Annotated in this window: 12 protein-coding genes and 1 tRNA gene; 8 read left to right on the top strand and 5 right to left on the bottom strand. The window is 50.5% G+C overall.

From position 1 onward, the window contains the following. Nucleotides 1–50 precede the first annotated feature (50 nt). From groL to AC6I8A_RS02625, 3 genes are all read right to left on the bottom strand, one after another. A complete protein-coding gene (groL, locus tag AC6I8A_RS02635) occupies nucleotides 51–1703 on the bottom strand; it encodes a chaperonin GroEL (protein WP_256698241.1) in 1653 nt (550 codons plus the stop codon). A 46-nt stretch (nucleotides 1704–1749) separates the two neighbouring features. Beyond that, nucleotides 1750–2043 carry a co-chaperone GroES gene (locus AC6I8A_RS02630; RefSeq protein WP_008104420.1) on the bottom strand — a complete coding sequence of 98 codons (294 nt, stop codon included), beginning with the start codon at nucleotides 2041–2043 and terminating at the stop codon, nucleotides 1750–1752. Between the two features lie 192 nt (nucleotides 2044–2235). Continuing rightward, the gene (locus AC6I8A_RS02625; protein WP_293796314.1) at nucleotides 2236–2688 is read right to left on the bottom strand and encodes an FxsA family protein; all 453 of its coding nucleotides are present in this window, start codon (nucleotides 2686–2688) and stop codon (nucleotides 2236–2238) included. 375 nt (nucleotides 2689–3063) lie between these two features. On the opposite strand from AC6I8A_RS02625, the gene aspA reads away from it, so the two are divergent. From aspA to AC6I8A_RS02600, 5 genes are all read left to right on the top strand, one after another. Beyond that, complete coding sequence (aspA, locus tag AC6I8A_RS02620) at nucleotides 3064–4500, top strand: aspartate ammonia-lyase (RefSeq protein WP_008104424.1); 1437 nt, start codon at nucleotides 3064–3066, stop codon at nucleotides 4498–4500. A 117-nt stretch (nucleotides 4501–4617) separates the two neighbouring features. Continuing rightward, a complete protein-coding gene (locus tag AC6I8A_RS02615) occupies nucleotides 4618–5919 on the top strand; it encodes an anaerobic C4-dicarboxylate transporter (protein WP_256698239.1) in 1302 nt (433 codons plus the stop codon). Nucleotides 5920–6002: 83 nt separating this feature from the next. Further along, the gene (locus tag AC6I8A_RS02610; protein WP_497818005.1) at nucleotides 6003–7703 is read left to right on the top strand and encodes a protein-disulfide reductase DsbD; all 1701 of its coding nucleotides are present in this window, start codon (nucleotides 6003–6005) and stop codon (nucleotides 7701–7703) included. A 66-nt stretch (nucleotides 7704–7769) separates the two neighbouring features. Beyond that, on the top strand, nucleotides 7770–8348 hold the full coding sequence (gene dicD, locus AC6I8A_RS02605; RefSeq protein WP_008104431.1) for a division control transcriptional repressor DicD: 579 nt from the start codon (nucleotides 7770–7772) through the stop codon (nucleotides 8346–8348). A 108-nt stretch (nucleotides 8349–8456) separates the two neighbouring features. Next, nucleotides 8457–8532 (top strand) — tRNA-Phe (locus AC6I8A_RS02600). A 635-nt stretch (nucleotides 8533–9167) separates the two neighbouring features. Here AC6I8A_RS02600 and AC6I8A_RS02595 read toward each other — a convergent pair. Further along, the gene (locus tag AC6I8A_RS02595) at nucleotides 9168–10379 is read right to left on the bottom strand and encodes an FAD-dependent monooxygenase (RefSeq protein ID WP_497818004.1); all 1212 of its coding nucleotides are present in this window, start codon (nucleotides 10377–10379) and stop codon (nucleotides 9168–9170) included. A 914-nt stretch (nucleotides 10380–11293) separates the two neighbouring features. On the opposite strand from AC6I8A_RS02595, the gene AC6I8A_RS02590 reads away from it, so the two are divergent. The 3 genes from AC6I8A_RS02590 to fhuB are packed head-to-tail and all read left to right on the top strand — an operon-like array spanning nucleotide 11294 to nucleotide 14929. Next, complete coding sequence (locus AC6I8A_RS02590; RefSeq protein WP_374754028.1) at nucleotides 11294–12073, top strand: ATP-binding cassette domain-containing protein; 780 nt, start codon at nucleotides 11294–11296, stop codon at nucleotides 12071–12073. After that, nucleotides 12063–12983 carry a Fe(3+)-hydroxamate ABC transporter substrate-binding protein FhuD gene (fhuD, locus tag AC6I8A_RS02585; RefSeq protein ID WP_497818003.1) on the top strand — a complete coding sequence of 307 codons (921 nt, stop codon included), beginning with the start codon at nucleotides 12063–12065 and terminating at the stop codon, nucleotides 12981–12983. The genes AC6I8A_RS02590 and fhuD overlap by 11 nt, the downstream gene beginning before the upstream one ends. Beyond that, on the top strand, nucleotides 12980–14929 hold the full coding sequence (gene fhuB, locus AC6I8A_RS02580; protein WP_497818002.1) for a Fe(3+)-hydroxamate ABC transporter permease FhuB: 1950 nt from the start codon (nucleotides 12980–12982) through the stop codon (nucleotides 14927–14929). Before fhuD ends, fhuB begins: the two co-directional genes overlap by 4 nt. Before the next feature lie 10 nt (nucleotides 14930–14939). Here the strand turns inward: fhuB and AC6I8A_RS02575 are convergent, their stop codons facing one another. After that, nucleotides 14940–15710, bottom strand: coding sequence for an AraC family ligand binding domain-containing protein (locus tag AC6I8A_RS02575; protein ID WP_497818001.1), 771 nt, complete (start codon nucleotides 15708–15710; stop codon nucleotides 14940–14942). Nucleotides 15711–15781: the final 71 nt, after the last annotated feature.

Here is a 15781-nt window from a genome sequence, read left to right as displayed (position 1 = left end):
GACCGTTTCCGATCGGGGGTTTTCCAGATGACTTAAGCAGTCAGGGGCAATTACATCATGCCGCCCATTCCGCCCATGCCACCCATACCGCCAGCGCCACCTAAATCAGGTGCATCGTTTTTAGGCAGATCGGTCACCATCGCTTCGGTGGTGATCATCAGGCCCGCAACAGATGAAGCGTACTGCAGCGCAGAACGGGTCACTTTGGTTGGGTCCAGAATACCGAAGTCGATCATGTTGCCGTACTCTTCGGTCTGCGCGTTGTAACCGTAGTTACCGTCGCCCGCTTTCACGTTGTTAGCAACAACTGAAGGCTCTTCGCCGGCGTTAGACACGATCTGACGTAGTGGTGCTTCCATTGCGCGCAGCGCAACTTTGATACCCACGTTCTGATCTTCGTTATCGCCTTTCAGGCCAGATGCGGCGATTTTCGCTGCAACGCGAACCAGCGCCACACCACCACCAGCAACTACGCCTTCTTCTACTGCAGCACGGGTCGCGTGCAGAGCATCTTCAACGCGTGCTTTCTTCTCTTTCATTTCAACTTCAGTGGCTGCGCCCACTTTCAGAACGGCAACGCCGCCTGCCAGTTTCGCTACGCGCTCCTGCAGTTTCTCTTTGTCGTAATCAGAGGTCGCTTCTTCGATCTGCTGACGAATCTGCGTTACGCGGCCAGAGATAGCGCCTTGATCGCCCACGCCATCGATGATGGTGGTGGTGTCTTTGTTGATCACTACGCGTTTTGCCTGACCCAGATCTTCCAGGGTAGCTTTCTCCAGCTCCATACCGATCTCTTCAGAGATCACGGTACCGCCGGTCAGGATAGCGATATCCTGCAGCATGGCTTTACGACGGTCGCCGAAGCCAGGTGCTTTAACCGCAGCCACTTTCACGATGCCGCGCATGGTGTTCACCACCAGCGTTGCCAGTGCTTCACCTTCCACGTCTTCTGCAATGATCAGCAGTGGCTTACCGGCTTTCGCAACGGCTTCCAGCACGGGCAGCATTTCGCGGATGTTGGAGATTTTCTTGTCAGCCAGCAGGATGAAAGGGGTTTCCAGCTCAACTGCGCCTGTTTCTGGCTTGTTGATGAAGTAAGGAGACAGGTAGCCGCGATCAAACTGCATACCTTCAACCACGTCCAGCTCGTCTTGCAGGCCGGTGCCTTCTTCAACGGTGATAACGCCTTCTTTGCCCACTTTGTCCATCGCGTCAGCGATCAGAGTACCCACGGTTTCGTCGGAGTTAGCAGAGATGGTACCAACCTGTGCGATAGCGCGTGAATCCTGGCAAGGTACAGACAGGGTTTTCAGTTCTTCAACGGCAGCGATAACGGCTTTATCGATACCGCGCTTCAGATCCATCGGGTTCATGCCCGCAGCCACTGCTTTCAGGCCTTCGGTGATGATTGCCTGAGCCAGAACGGTTGCGGTGGTGGTGCCGTCGCCTGCTGCGTCGTTCGCTTTAGAGGCCACTTCTTTCACCATCTGTGCGCCCATGTTTTCGAACTTGTCTTCCAGCTCGATTTCACGCGCAACAGAAACACCATCTTTAGTGATGGTCGGTGCACCAAAAGATTTATCCAGAACCACGTTACGGCCTTTCGGGCCCAGGGTAACTTTTACTGCATCTGCCAGTACGTTTACGCCACGCAGCATTTTTACGCGTGCGTCATTACCGAATTTTACGTCTTTAGCTGCCATTTCAAATATCCCTTAAATTCGTTTCGTTCAGTGAATTACGCGTAAATTACGCTTCAACTACTGCAAGGATGTCGCTTTCGGAGATGATCAGAACTTCTTCGTTGTCGATTTTCTCGGTTTTAGCACCGTAGCCTTCGCTGAAAATCACCAGATCACCCACTTTTACGTCCAGTGGCTTAACTTCACCGTTTTCCAGGATGCGGCCTTTGCCAACAGCCAGGACTTCACCGCGGGTAGATTTACCGGCAGCTGAACCGGTCAGCACGATGCCGCCCGCTGATTTAGCTTCGACTTCTTTACGCTTGACGATAACGCGATCGTGCAATGGACGAATTTTCATTTGATAGCTCTCCTTTAGAAAGTCCAATCATTCATTTTTGGGGTTGAGCCGGACAGCAGGGCTTCCAGCCTCGTGCTGGAAGAGATAGGGGCAATAAGTGGGGATTCAAGGGCAAAAAATATAAATATTTTCGTTTTTGCAACAGATGGCGAAAAATGCAGCAAAAAGGCGGCTTGCGCCGCCTTGATGAGTTTATTGGTCTTTATCGCGACCAATTCGGTCCTGATCTTTTCGCTCGTATTCACCGTCCACGGTGAAACCGGCATCCGGACCAGCGCCCGGTCCGCGCCACATGCGCAGATGCGGCATCAACTTCAGGGTCAGATGTTTTTGCACCGGCGGCAACAGCAGCAGTAAACCAAGGAAGTCGGTGAAGAAACCCGGCAACAGCAGCAGGAAGCCGGAGATAATCAGCGAAACGCTTTTGGTCATCTCCGCCGCCGGGCTTTCGTTACGCGCCAGCTTCTCCTGCATCAGCCGGAAGTTCTTCATGCCCTGATTTTTCACCAGCGACACACCAATACACGAGGTGAAGATCACCAGCAGCATGGTGAGCAGCACGCCCAGCGCATGTGCGACCTGAATGAAGATTGAGATCTCAATCCAGGCCAAAACAAAAAAAATCACTAACGGTAACCAGCGCACCGAATTCTCCTGTGAGTTGGAGCTGCCCCGCAAATTGCCAGGCAGCAGAAAGGGAGGGTCTGTAGGACCGTATTGATAGAGATGGGCATTTGCACCGGCATTTTCAACCGATCCTGCCATTTTTTTCCCACTGACTTAAAATTGCGAAGTACATCACATATCGTTATTACCGCTGGGCCTGCAAAAGCCCGTAAAGTGATCTGTGCACAAACAATTCTGTAACATCAGAATATGATCGTGCCCGTCAGCGCGAAGATGGATAATATGTCGGCGCTGACATTCCACGACAATATAATCGCTTCACCTGCACGTTAATTGCCGCCCGTCCATCCGGACGCCCGGCAGTAACCAGGCAGCAATAATAAGAAGGTAATCATGGCGAACAACATTCGTATCGAAGAAGACCTGTTAGGCATGCGCGAAGTTCCGGCAGACGCTTACTACGGTGTTCATACTCTGCGTGCGATTGAAAACTTCTATATTAGTAACAGTAAAATCAGCGACATACCGGAGTTTGTCCGCGGTATGGTGATGGTGAAGAAAGCAGCCGCGCTCGCCAACAAAGAGTTGCAGACCATTCCCCGCAATATCGCCAACACCATTATTCAGGCCTGTGATGAAGTGCTGAATAACGGTAAATGCATGGATCAGTTCCCGGTTGACGTCTATCAGGGCGGCGCGGGCACCTCGGTCAACATGAACACCAATGAAGTGCTGGCCAACATCGGTCTGGAGCTGATGGGCCATCAGAAAGGTGAATATCAGTACCTCAATCCCAACGATCACGTGAACAAGTGTCAGTCCACCAACGACGCTTATCCTACCGGTTTCCGTATCGCGGTGTACGCTTCGATCCTGAAACTGCTCGACGGTATCAATCAGCTGAGCGAAGGCTTCCAGCGTAAAGCGGTTGAGTTCGAAAACATCCTGAAAATGGGTCGTACCCAGCTGCAGGATGCGGTGCCAATGACGCTTGGCCAGGAGTTCCACGCGTTTAACGTGCTGCTGAATGAAGAGACCCGCAGCATTCTGCGCACCGCCGAACTGCTGCTGGAAGTGAACCTTGGCGCGACCGCCATCGGTACCCGTCTCAACACGCCAGATGGCTACCAGCAGCTGGCGGTACAGCGTCTGGCGGAAGTGAGTAATCTGCCGGTGGTGCCTGCAGAAGATTTGATTGAAGCCACTTCCGACTGCGGCGCATACGTGATGGTGCACTCAGCGCTGAAACGTCTGGCGGTGAAACTGTCGAAAATCTGTAACGACCTGCGCCTGCTCTCTTCCGGTCCGCGCGCCGGCCTGAATGAGATCAACCTGCCAGAACTGCAGGCCGGTTCATCAATCATGCCCGCCAAAGTGAATCCTGTGGTGCCAGAAGTGGTGAATCAGGTGTGCTTCAAAGTGATCGGCAATGACATCACCGTCACCATGGCGTCAGAAGCCGGTCAGCTGCAGCTCAACGTAATGGAGCCGGTGATTGGCCAGGCGCTGTTCGAATCGATCAGCATCCTGACGAACGCCTGCTTCAACCTGCTGGAAAAATGCGTCAACGGCATCACCGCCAACAAAGCGGTGTGTGAAGCTTACGTGTTCAACTCGATTGGTATCGTCACTTATCTCAACCCGTACATCGGCCATCACAACGGCGATATCGTCGGTAAGATTTGTGCCGAAACTGGCAAGAGCGTACGTGAAGTGGTGCTGGAGCGCGGCCTGCTGACGGAAACCGAACTGGACGATATTTTCTCCATTCAGAACCTGATGCATCCGGTATATAAAGCCAAACGTTACACCGACGAAAACGAACAGTAATCCGTTCCGGATCAAGTTGCCAAAAGCACGCCCGTATACAATGCGGCGTGCTTTTTTCATTTTGGCGGCTACAACTTTAAGAGTCGGGATTTCTCTGCGGCTCAGGGAGTGGAACGAATGGTAGTAGTGGAGTTGGTTATTGTCCTGCTGGCGATCTGGCTCGGTGCGCGTCTTGGCGGCATCGGCATCGGTTTCGCGGGCGGTTTAGGTGTGCTGGCGTTGACGCTGATTTGCGGCTTAAAACCTGGCGCGATCCCCTTCGATGTGATCGAAATTATCATGGCGGTGATTGCCGCGATTGCCGCGATGCAGATCGCTGGCGGTCTCGACTATCTGGTGGGATTGGCCGAGCGCCTACTGCGCCGTCATCCACGCTATGTCACCTTCCTTGCGCCGCTGGTCACCTACATCATGACGCTGCTGGCCGGTACCGGTCACACCGCGTTCTCCACCTTGCCGGTGATTGCTGAAGTGGCGAAAGAGCAAGGCGTACGCCCTTCACGTCCGCTGTCGATTGCGGTCGTCGCCTCGCAGATTGCCATCACCGCGTCGCCGCTTTCTGCGGCAGTGGTGTTTTTCGCCTCCATTCTTGAACCGCGTGGCGTAAGTTATCTGGCGCTGTTAGGCGTCGCGATTCCCTCTACCATGGCAGCAATCTTCTGCGCCGCTATCATCACCAGTTTCCTCGGCAAAGAACTCAAGGATGATGAGGTTTACCAGGCGCGTTTAGCAAAAGGAGAAGTGAAACTGCGCGGTGAGCAGGTTTATGACATCAAACCAGGCGCGAAGCGTGCTGTCTTCCTCTTCCTGATCGGCATCGCCGCCGTGGTGCTCTACGCCACCGCGATTAGCGACAGCGTTGGCCTGATCACCAATCCGGTGCTGCCGCGCAACGAAGCTATCGTGGTGTTTATGCTGACCGTTGCCACGCTAATTTGCCTGACCTGCAAAATCGATACCGGTGAAATCCTTAGCGCCAGCACCTTTAAATCAGGCATGAGCGCCTGTATCTGCGTGATGGGCGTTGCGTGGCTGGGCGATACCTTCGTTAAAGCACACCTCAACGACATTCAGGCGTTAGCCGGTGACATGCTGCAAGGTTATCCGTGGATGCTGGCGCTGGTGCTGTTCTTCGCCGCCACGCTGCTCTATTCGCAGGCCGCCACCACCAAAGCGTTAATGCCTGCCGCGTTGATGCTGGGCGTGTCGCCGCTGGCCGCCGTCGCCTCCTTTGCGGCGGTTTCCGCGCTGTTCGTGCTGCCGACCTATCCTACGCTGTTGGCCGCCGTCGAAATGGATGACACCGGATCAACCCGTATCGGTAAGTTTGTGTTTAACCACTCCTTTATTATTCCCGGCGTGTTGGCGATTGCCTTCTCGGTGGCGTTTGGCTTCCTGTTTGGCAGCCTGATTTTGTAGCGCCGTTACATCCTGAAAACCTCGTGGCGAAGCGGTCATGCTATTATCGCGGCCTATTCGCCACCGGAGCTCATTTATTCGCTATGGCTGCACGACTCTTTCGCCTTGCCGGCTTTTGCCTGGCGCTGGTTTTCTGCCTTTCGGCACAAGCCTCACTCTTCTCCCCGAACAACAACAGCCGTTTTGTGCCGGTTGATCAGGCTTTTGGCTTCGATTTCTCGCAGCAGGGCAATCAGTTGACGCTCAGCTGGAAAGTGAAGGATGGCTACTATCTCTATCGCCAGCAAATCCACGTTACGCCGCAAAAAGCGCAAATTGCTCCACTCACGCTGCCGCCGGGCCAGCCGCATGAAGATGAGTTCTACGGCAAAAGTGAAATCTATCCGCAGGATCTGCAACTGCCGATCACGCTGAGTCAGGCCGATGCTGGCGCGAGCATTACCGTCACCTATCAAGGCTGCGCCGCCGCCGGTTTCTGCTATCCGCCTGAAACCCGCGCCGTACCGCTGAGCGCGGTTGCCGCCAATCAGGATGCGCCCGCAGTCAGCGCGCAGCCCGCTAGAAACAGCACGCCGCTGCCGTTTTCACCGCTGTGGGCGCTGCTGATTGGTATTGGCGTCGCTTTCACGCCGTGCGTATTGCCGATGTATCCGCTGATCTCCAGCATCATTTTAGGTGGCCCGCGCCGCTATTCGATGGGGCGATTGTTCGCGCTGGCGATGGTGTATGTGCAAGGTATGGCATTGACGTACACCGTGCTCGGCATGGTGGTCGCCGCGGCGGGATTACGCTTCCAGGCGGCGCTGCAGCATCCTTACGTGTTAATGGGCTTGTCGGCACTATTTATCGTGCTGGCGCTGTCGATGTTTGACCTGTTCTCGCTGCAATTGCCTGCCAGCCTGCAAACGCGACTCACGCTGTGGAGCAATCGCCAGCAAGGTGGATCGCTGCCCGGCGTATTTATGATGGGTGCATTGGCCGGATTAATCTGCTCGCCCTGCACCACTGCACCACTCAGCGCCATTCTGCTGTATATCGCGCAGAGCGGTAATCTGTGGGCCGGCGCCGGCACGCTGTGGCTGTATGCCTTCGGCATGGGCCTGCCGCTGATTGCCGTGACCCTGTTTGGCAACAAACTGCTGCCAAAAAGCGGACCGTGGATGCAAATCGTCAAAGAAGGTTTTGGCTTTGTGATTCTGGCGCTGCCGGTATTCCTGCTGGAACGCGTGATTGGCGATCTGTGGGGCATCCGTTTGTGGAGCCTGCTCGGCGTGGCGTTTTTTGCCTGGGCATTCAGCCTTAGCCTGCGCGCCAGCGGTAAATGGCGTGTGCTGCAAATCATCATGCTCGCCGCCGCGATAGTGAGTGCTCGCCCGTTACAGGATTGGGCGTTTGGCAGCAGCAACAGCGCGCAAGCCGTGGCGCATCTGCCGTTCCAAACCATCACCAGCAGCGAGCAGCTCGACAGCGCGCTGCAGCAGGCGCAAGGCCGTATCACCATGATCGATCTCTACGCCGACTGGTGTGTGGCCTGCAAAGAGTTCGAGAAATACACCTTCAGCGATGAAGGTGTGCGTAACGCATTAAGTCAGGTGCAATTGCTGCAAGCCAATGTCACCGCCAATAACGCGCAGGACAACGCGCTGTTACAGCATCTGCAGGTTTTAGGTTTGCCGACCATTCTGTTCTTCGATGCGCATGGCAAAGAGATCCCTGATTCGCGCGTCACCGGCTTCCTCAACGCCGCCGATTTCCGTGCGCATTTGCAGAATGTGTCACGTTAAACGACACTGTCAGCAGAACACTGCCCGCGCGTCCGCGAGCGGGCCCGCATTCCAGAGGAGAGTCACTTGCAACGTGAACAAATACTCGAGCATGCGTTGAATGTGCTCGAACAGAGCGGTCTGGCCGCCACCACTTCCCTGAGCCAACTGGCTGGCGAAACCGGTCTTGAAGCCGAACAGCTGACGCGTTTCTGGCCCGATCGTGATGCCTTGCTGTACGACGCACTGCGCTATCACGGCCAGCAGATTGACAGCTGGCGTCGCCAGGTGCAGCTCAATGAACATCTCAGCGCGGAACAAAAGCTGTTAGCCCGCTACGAAGTGCTGAGTGAACACGTCAGCAAAGGCCGCTTTCCCGGCTGCCTGTTTATCGCCGCCTGCAGTTTCTATCCGCAACCCGATCAGCCGGTGCATCAGTTAGCAGAACAGCAAAAGCGCAGTTCCTGGCAATTCACCCATGAAATTCTGGTCGATTTAGCGCTGGATAATCCCACCATGGTGGCCGATCAGATGGAGCTGATTCTGGAAGGTTGCCTGAGCAAACTGCTGGTGAAACGTAACGTACAGGATGTGGCGACGGCGCGCCGCCTGGCGGAAGATGTACTCGGCATCGCGCTGTGCCGCAAAAATGGTGCGCTGGCGTAGCCTTTTTATCCATCTTGTCTGAAAAGCAAGCAATCAATCACGATTGCAGCGCTTTTTTGACGAAAGCCGTTGACGACGATAAGCCATTAGGGTTTAATGCGCCCCGTTGCCCGGATAGCTCAGTCGGTAGAGCAGGGGATTGAAAATCCCCGTGTCCGTGGTTCGATTCCGCGTCCGGGCACCATACATCGAAGCACACTGGTTAGAAGTGAGATCTCTAACGGGTGTCTAAACGAAGATGGTGTTCAAAGCAACGGTGACTGCATTGACAGATGCATCATCCAACATTGAACATAAAAATCTTCAAGAAAGGGTATCAGTTCGAGCTGATGCCCTTTTCTCGTTGGCGTAAATAATTGCAATCATTGTCGCATCTGTCAACAAAACCTCAAGTTTCGTTAGATTTACTTACCCCCTTCCAGCGATTGCCATTGATGCCGCCCATCAAAATGAGCCTTACATTTTCTCAAGCCATCCCTTTTACGCTCCACGTTGTAGTATGCACCTGTTCGCTTAGTAAAAAATCCTTAGCCAAGCCAGTCATTTGTTCATGATTCTATTTACCGACTCGCGCCTTCAAAACGTTATACGGTCATGTATTAAAAATCTTCCGGTTGCCAGAATAAGCAACCAACCTGAAGCCGGTTATTCCTGATTATGCATGGAACATATTCGGGCTCAGGGTCAAGGATCTGACATTACTAAGTGAGCGCTGTATCTAATCATGGGGCATGTCAGCAACACCTTATGCAGGTGCTGCTATTAACTTTAAATCATTCTTTTTTTGGTGAAATTGATTTTATTACTATTTTTATCAATTCAATCAAGGAAAGTTTCAGGTTCCGGTTTGGGTGTGAAAGGTCTCATAAAAAATTGCATTATTGAAGTCCTTTCTAAACGCTTCCATTTATAAAAAAAGCTAATTCCTAAACGAGTAGAGGGTTGTTCCAACCTTATTGTCCAGGGATTAATCTTTTGAGCTTTTTCAGCATAAGGCCGCATCCTGTTTTCATAAATTTCGAACGCCATTTGATAATTACTATTTCGATTCAATTCCTGAGCAAGGATGTAAGCACCTACGATTGCAAGTGTTGTTCCCATTCCGCTTACAGGTGTAGCACAGTAAGCAGCATCACCAACAACAGCAACACGACCTTTAGACCAAGCCGGCATTTTTATTTGACCAAGATCTTCAAAGAAGATGTCATCTGATTTGTTAAGTTCCGCAAGAATACGTGGAGCTTCCCAATTATCATCTTTGAACTTACGTTTGATAAAATCATTGACTGCTGATCGTCCCTTAAGATCTATACCTCGCTCGTCGCTACGAACATAGAGATAAGCGCGAGTCGTTTTTCCTTGATCAGGGCGTAGTAAAATTGATTTGCCCCCTTGGCAATTGCTCCAGCGTACCCAGGTTCCATCTTGAGGCTCATAGGGTATAGCAAAATATGCAGTATAAAGTCCGATATGTTTTACAGGGACCTCACCAAATACAATTTTACGGGTACGAGACCTCATTCCCTCTGCAATCAATAACAAATCAAAAGATCTAATTTGAGAGTGTTCAAAACTTACGTCAACTCCGTTCTTGTTTTCACTGATATCTGTAATGTTATCACCAAAAACATATTCAACATTATCTTCTGTTTTTCTCATAAGAAGCTTTGACAGATCAGCTCTCAGAATCTCAATGTCGGTAACGAACGATTTTTTTCCACCCGCGCTAGGGTATTCAGCCTGTATCTGATTACTGCTATCTACGAATCGCAAACCTTCTTCACGCGTCATTAGGCTATGAATTTCATCCATTATTCCCATACGGGATACTACCTCACATCCCTCATCTCTAATATCAACGGTTTGACCTGATAGACGCATAGTCTGGGCACGTTCAACCACAGTAACTTTATGTCCCATTTTGCTTAGCCAGAAGGCTAGAGTTGAACCAGCGATACCTGCGCCGCTTATAATGATTTTTTTGCTTTTATTATTTTCGTAATGGTTATAATTCAAATTAAGTTCTGTCATTTTATACTCTATAAATATTTAAGTTATTATCCTGTTAGTTACATGCTAAGCATTAAAAACTGACACATAACTAGGATGTGAATAAAAGATTTGAAGATAAAATCTTTAACAGATGTGAAAGAAAATCATCTCTGTCTCGATTCGTATCAAAATTAAGTGTGCAACTGCAGAAATTATTCTTGCCTGGGAACTAAAGTGTGTAGACATCCCCGGATCGGGTATGTGTATTTGAAGAGAGTTGTGTATGAATTCATCTCAATTAGCTATTTATAGTTAAGAACCTGACGGTTTCTCTGAAAATATGTGCCGAACTGAGAGTTCACCTGCACGGTGAATGGCAGATAATAAGCCGCCTCCTGTTTATATTCAACATCTCAGAGTTAATGTTCAAAATTATATATTTACCAACTCTATGTGGTAACTAATTGAATTTATGATTATTAATATTTTTTTTCAGCCATGCAATTAGTCGTCTTAAAGCTATACATTGTCGCTTAAGCGATGTTGAGGGGCAGTACACATAGAATTAATTTTGTTCTGGCCGTGTCCTATTGGGATTAAGTTGGTTTAAGCCAAGTTTAATGCAACACATTCATTGTCGTGTTATCTACATACATTGTCGCAATAGCGTTATCTGTATAATAATTAATTGATTACAGTATAAGTTGGGATTTGTGGGTAACTTCATTAGTTAAATAGATCGAAAATCCACTCCACTCGGTAAATAAAAACCATTCTTATAATCATTCTCCATTCGTTCTACTTTATTCCGACGAGTGTGATTAGGAACATGTGATTTCGGAAGAGGGTATGCCCATATCCTGCCTTTAAAAACCATTCCGGATATGCGATCCCCTCACACAAAGTTGAAGGGAGGCTGATAATCCACAATGATTTAAATGGAAATGTGTCGAATGTCTTCTGCTTGTTTTAATGTTTGCGACGCTGAGTTTTCTATATCAGGAAAACCACTTTTTCATGGTTCAAGATTGTCATTTCCTGTGGGGGCGTTCACAGGTCTTATTGGTCACAATGGGTCCGGCAAATCGACCCTGCTTAAGTTGTTAGGCCGCCATCATAAGCCAACCTCAGGAATGCTACTGCTAAACGGGAAACCTCTGGAGTCCTGGTCATCCTCCGATTTTGCTCGTCAGGTAGCTTATGTCCCGCAACAGCTACCCGCAGCTGAGGGTATGACTGTATATGAGATAGTATCTCTTGGTCGCTACCCCTGGCATGGAGCTCTGGGCCGTTTTAAAGCGACAGACCGGGCTATAGTTAATGACGCTTTAACTGCAGCAGGGTTGAACAACCTCTCTGATCGATATGTGGACTCCCTGTCAGGGGGTGAACGGCAGCGAGCATGGATTGCAATGGCTATTGCACAGGATACGCGTTGTCTTTTACTTGATGAACCTACCTCTGCGCTTGATGTGGGTCATCAAATAGAAGTGCTTACATTGCTCAGGCAATTGTCATCCGCTAAGGGAGTAACCGTCATCGCGGTGCTGCATGATATCAATATGGCGGCTCGCTATTGTCACCACCTTGTTGCCCTCAGAAAAGGAGGAATTATTGCACAGGGCGCTCCACATGAACTTATGCAGACTGAAGTTTTGAAAGGGATCTATGGAATATTGATGGGAACTTTCTTGCACCCGAGTAAAGGGCACCCGGTCAGTTATGTCCAGTAAAAAAGTAATATCCACTTCAATTGATCCTGGCCGGCGTCATATGCTGCGTATGCTCGCTGTTACGACAATGTTCTCTCCATTTGTCGACGCTCAAATGGTAACCAGTTCACCGCACACAGATTCAGGAATTGTGGCTACAGAGTGGCTACCATTGGAGATGTTACTTACCTTAGGTGTAATGCCACTTGCTGTGGCTGAAGCTGCCAATTACCGGTCCCTCGTTCAGCAGCCGGTGTTGTCAGAAGATGTGACTGAGCTGGGTTTACGTACCGAGCCTAACCTCGAACTGATGGCTGCACTCAAGCCGGCTCTGATCGTTTATGCAGAAGGGTATGGCCCACCGCCAACACTCTACGACGCTATCGCCCCATCGATGGCCATTGCATTCAGTGATAAAAATGGTCATCCGCTTTCAACTACCTGCACTGCGCTGCTGTCTCTGGCTGCAAAAATCGGTAAAGAAAAGACTGCACGTGAAGTGCTGGCCTGGCTGGAACGGGACATAGCATCATTACGCCTGGCCGCAGCAGACAAAATCAAGCGTCCTCTGCTTTTCATGGCGTTGGTTGACGCAAGACATGCGCTGGTTTTTGGCGAAAACAGCCTTTTTATGGATGTTATGACAGGGGCAGAGATTCCGGGGGGATGGCAGGGCGAAACCAACTTCTGGGGAAGCGCGGTTGTCAGTATTGAGCGACTTGCTTCGATAGTTCATACCGATGTTATTTGTTTTACAGAGCAAAACGATGAAGCCGTCATGAATGAGTTGGCCTCAACTGCACTCTGGAAAGCTATGCCATTTGTTCGCTCCGGACAATTTCATAGGGTGCCTGGGCTCTGGTACTACGGAGGACCGCTTACTGCTTTGCGCTTCTGCCATCTTCTCAAAAGTCTTCTGAACAAAATATGAAAACCCAGCGTATAAGCATCATCTCATTATCCCTGGCTGTAGCGTTGTTGCTGGCAGGGTTTAACCTCAGCAATGTGTTACCGGTGCATGTCTGGCTTTCGGGACTGATCGCCCCTGATAACAACGTGATTTCACAGGTTCTCTTTCACGATACCCTGTTACCTCGAATAGTCATGTCGTTACTCACTGGCGCAGGCCTCGGCCTGGCTGGGCTTTTGTTTCAGCAGGTGCTACAAAACCCGCTGGCTGAACCCTCCACATTGGGAGTTGCGAACGGTGCTCAACTTGGAATGACGCTCGCCACATTGTGGGGTGGTCAACTAATTACCCCCTATTCAGGTGCGCTTTATGGTGCCATGGCCATGGGAATTTTGGTGGCCATCGTCATTCGAGGTAAAAGGCTTTCGCCGGTATCACTCATTCTGGTGGGGCTCGTCATGACACTCTATTGTAGCGCTGTCTCTCAGCTTATCGGGCTCTACTTTCATGAGAGACTGCAGAGTGTGCTTTTATGGGGCACGGGATCACTGACACAAAACGGCTGGGGAAATGTAGTCAAACTTATGCCGCAATTGCTGATGTTTTTCCTACTGTCTTTCCTGTTGATGAGGCCTCTTACGCTACTCGGCATGGACGATTCCATTTCCCGGAATCTTGGTCTGCGCCTGCATGCTGTGCGCTTCGTTTCTTTATTCATCGCTGTTTGTCTTACTGCGGCAATGGTTACAACCTCGGGGATCATTGGTTTTATCGGATTGTTTTCCCCACTTATTGCACGCTTATTCGGTGCGCGACGCTTGAACCATTTGATTGTTGCTGCGCCTTTCGTCGGTGCACTGCTTTTATTTATTTCAGATCAAGCGGTCATTCTGTTGTCGCTAATCTGGCGAGAAGTGCCGACCGGCACCGTTACGGCTCTTCTTGGTGCGCCGGCGCTATTATGGTTATTACCACGCCTGAGAGAAAACATGCAGTCAAAGACGGCCGTTACGGGTGATTTTCCTGAGAAGAAAAGAAAATTAAGCACCGGGCTTGCTGTCGGGATAACTGTACTGCTTCTTCTGATAACGCTTGCTTTGTATTTAGGGCAATACAGTTCAGGCTGGCAATGGTCTAAACAAGCAACCTTGGATTTCAGGCTTCCACGTGTCGTTGCCGCGTTAGCTGCAGGAGCAATGCTTGGTCTTGCTGGCTGCCTGATCCAGCGTTTAACCGGTAATCCAATAGCCAGTCCGGAAGTTGTCGGTGTGAGCACAGGGGCTGCGGCAGGTCTGGTGATAGTTATTATGCTCGTTCCCGGAGATCTGAGCGGCTGGCTTTTACCTGCGGGTTGCCTCGGGTCTGTCATCACCTTATTCACCGTTACAACCCTTGCTGGTTACCGTAATTTTTCTGCTCAAAGGATGATGCTGGCAGGTATGGCACTGAATGCAGCTTTTATGGCGTTGTTAATGTTAATGCTGGCTGGCGGTGATCCACGTGTATCGACACTACTTACCTGGTTTGCGGGATCGACATATGGTATTTCAGCGTCAAAAGCGTGGTCAGCTTTAGCTGTTGCCGCTGCGCTGGGTCTTATTACCCCTTTATTAAGAAGGTGGCTTACGCTGCTGCCGTTAGGCGAGTCGATAGCCAGATCAGCAGGCATGCCACTAACAGCAAGCAGGCTATCCATAATGTGTGTTGCTGCAGTTCTCACTGCAACCTCCACTTTCATAGTCGGACCACTCAGCTTTGTTGGCTTAATGGCCCCCCATACAGCACGGGCGCTCGGTTACCGAAGTGCATCAGCTCAACTGGTAATATCTGCCGTAGCCGGTAGCGCCCTAATGGTTGGGTCAGACTGGTTAGGAAGAATGCTCATTTTTCCTTTTCAGCTTCCGGCTGGTCTGGTTGCTGCGTTAGTCGGGGTACCGTTCTTTTTATGGCTAATCAGGCGCGCTTAACCGCTTTCATTTAACCAAAATAGCGCGAAGGCGTGGTGCCAAACATAGAGCGGAAGGACGCGATAAAACTCGATGAAGATTCGTAACCGGCTTCCAGTGCTACCCGGGTAACGTTTTCACCATAAGCGAGCCTTTCAACGGCATACAGCATTCGATGGCGAAGCCGCCACGCACCAAATGACATGTGAGTATCTCGCGTGAACAGACGTTCAATCGTTCGACCGCTGGCACCAGCCTCTCTTGCCAGTTCATGTAATGTGGAGCGGTTGCCTGGGTCGCGCTTAAGAATATCTACCACACGCAGGGCTCGCTCATCTGTAGGCATCATAAGATCAAGGGGGGAATTACTCAGCAATCTGATCTGATCAATTAACACATTTGCCAGACGTGACTCAGGCGAGTCTGGTTTGTAATCCCATGGATGATTAGCGCAGGCGGATATCAGTTCACGTACTAAAGGCGAAACCTCAACAACCCGGCAGCGTTCTGAGTCAGGGAACGGATTAATTTCAGATTTTATATACAAGATGCTGATGTGCGATGGCCGCTTAACCGTTAATGCATGTTTTGTGCCGCCACTAATCCATAAAGCTCGGCTGGTAGGCAGTATCCACTCTCCTTCAGACGTCACCATATGTACCACCCCACGGGTAGCAAAAATCAGTTGATGACGCTGATGGCTATGCAAATCGCTGGTATAGGGCGCCGAACTTTCCGACTGGCCAACAACTGCGGACTCTGCATCATCTGGGTTTTTAACAATGTGGCGTGTTATCGACATATTTGGTCATTATAGATGAATCACACCAATGCATCCATGAGTATCATACTTATACGAAAGAATTTTAATCA

This window comes from Pantoea sp. X-Soil-ISGK-275, assembly GCF_059730795.1.
The sequence above is the reverse complement of the archived record's forward strand: the minus strand, read 5'-3'. Positions and strand labels throughout refer to the sequence as shown.

Coding starts and splice junctions, on each gene's coding strand:
- AC6I8A_RS02595 (WP_497818004.1), bottom strand. CDS start 10,379: ATGACAGAACTTAATTTGAATTATAACCATTACGAAAATAATAAAAGC.
- AC6I8A_RS02630 (WP_008104420.1), bottom strand. CDS start 2,043: ATGAAAATTCGTCCATTGCACGATCGCGTTATCGTCAAGCGTAAAGAA.
- fhuB (WP_497818002.1), top strand. CDS start 12,980: ATGAAAACCCAGCGTATAAGCATCATCTCATTATCCCTGGCTGTAGCG.
- groL (WP_256698241.1), bottom strand. CDS start 1,703: ATGGCAGCTAAAGACGTAAAATTCGGTAATGACGCACGCGTAAAAATG.
- AC6I8A_RS02575 (WP_497818001.1), bottom strand. CDS start 15,710: ATGTCGATAACACGCCACATTGTTAAAAACCCAGATGATGCAGAGTCC.
- fhuD (WP_497818003.1), top strand. CDS start 12,063: ATGTCCAGTAAAAAAGTAATATCCACTTCAATTGATCCTGGCCGGCGT.
- aspA (WP_008104424.1), top strand. CDS start 3,064: ATGGCGAACAACATTCGTATCGAAGAAGACCTGTTAGGCATGCGCGAA.
- AC6I8A_RS02610 (WP_497818005.1), top strand. CDS start 6,003: ATGGCTGCACGACTCTTTCGCCTTGCCGGCTTTTGCCTGGCGCTGGTT.
- AC6I8A_RS02615 (WP_256698239.1), top strand. CDS start 4,618: ATGGTAGTAGTGGAGTTGGTTATTGTCCTGCTGGCGATCTGGCTCGGT.
- AC6I8A_RS02590 (WP_374754028.1), top strand. CDS start 11,294: ATGTCTTCTGCTTGTTTTAATGTTTGCGACGCTGAGTTTTCTATATCA.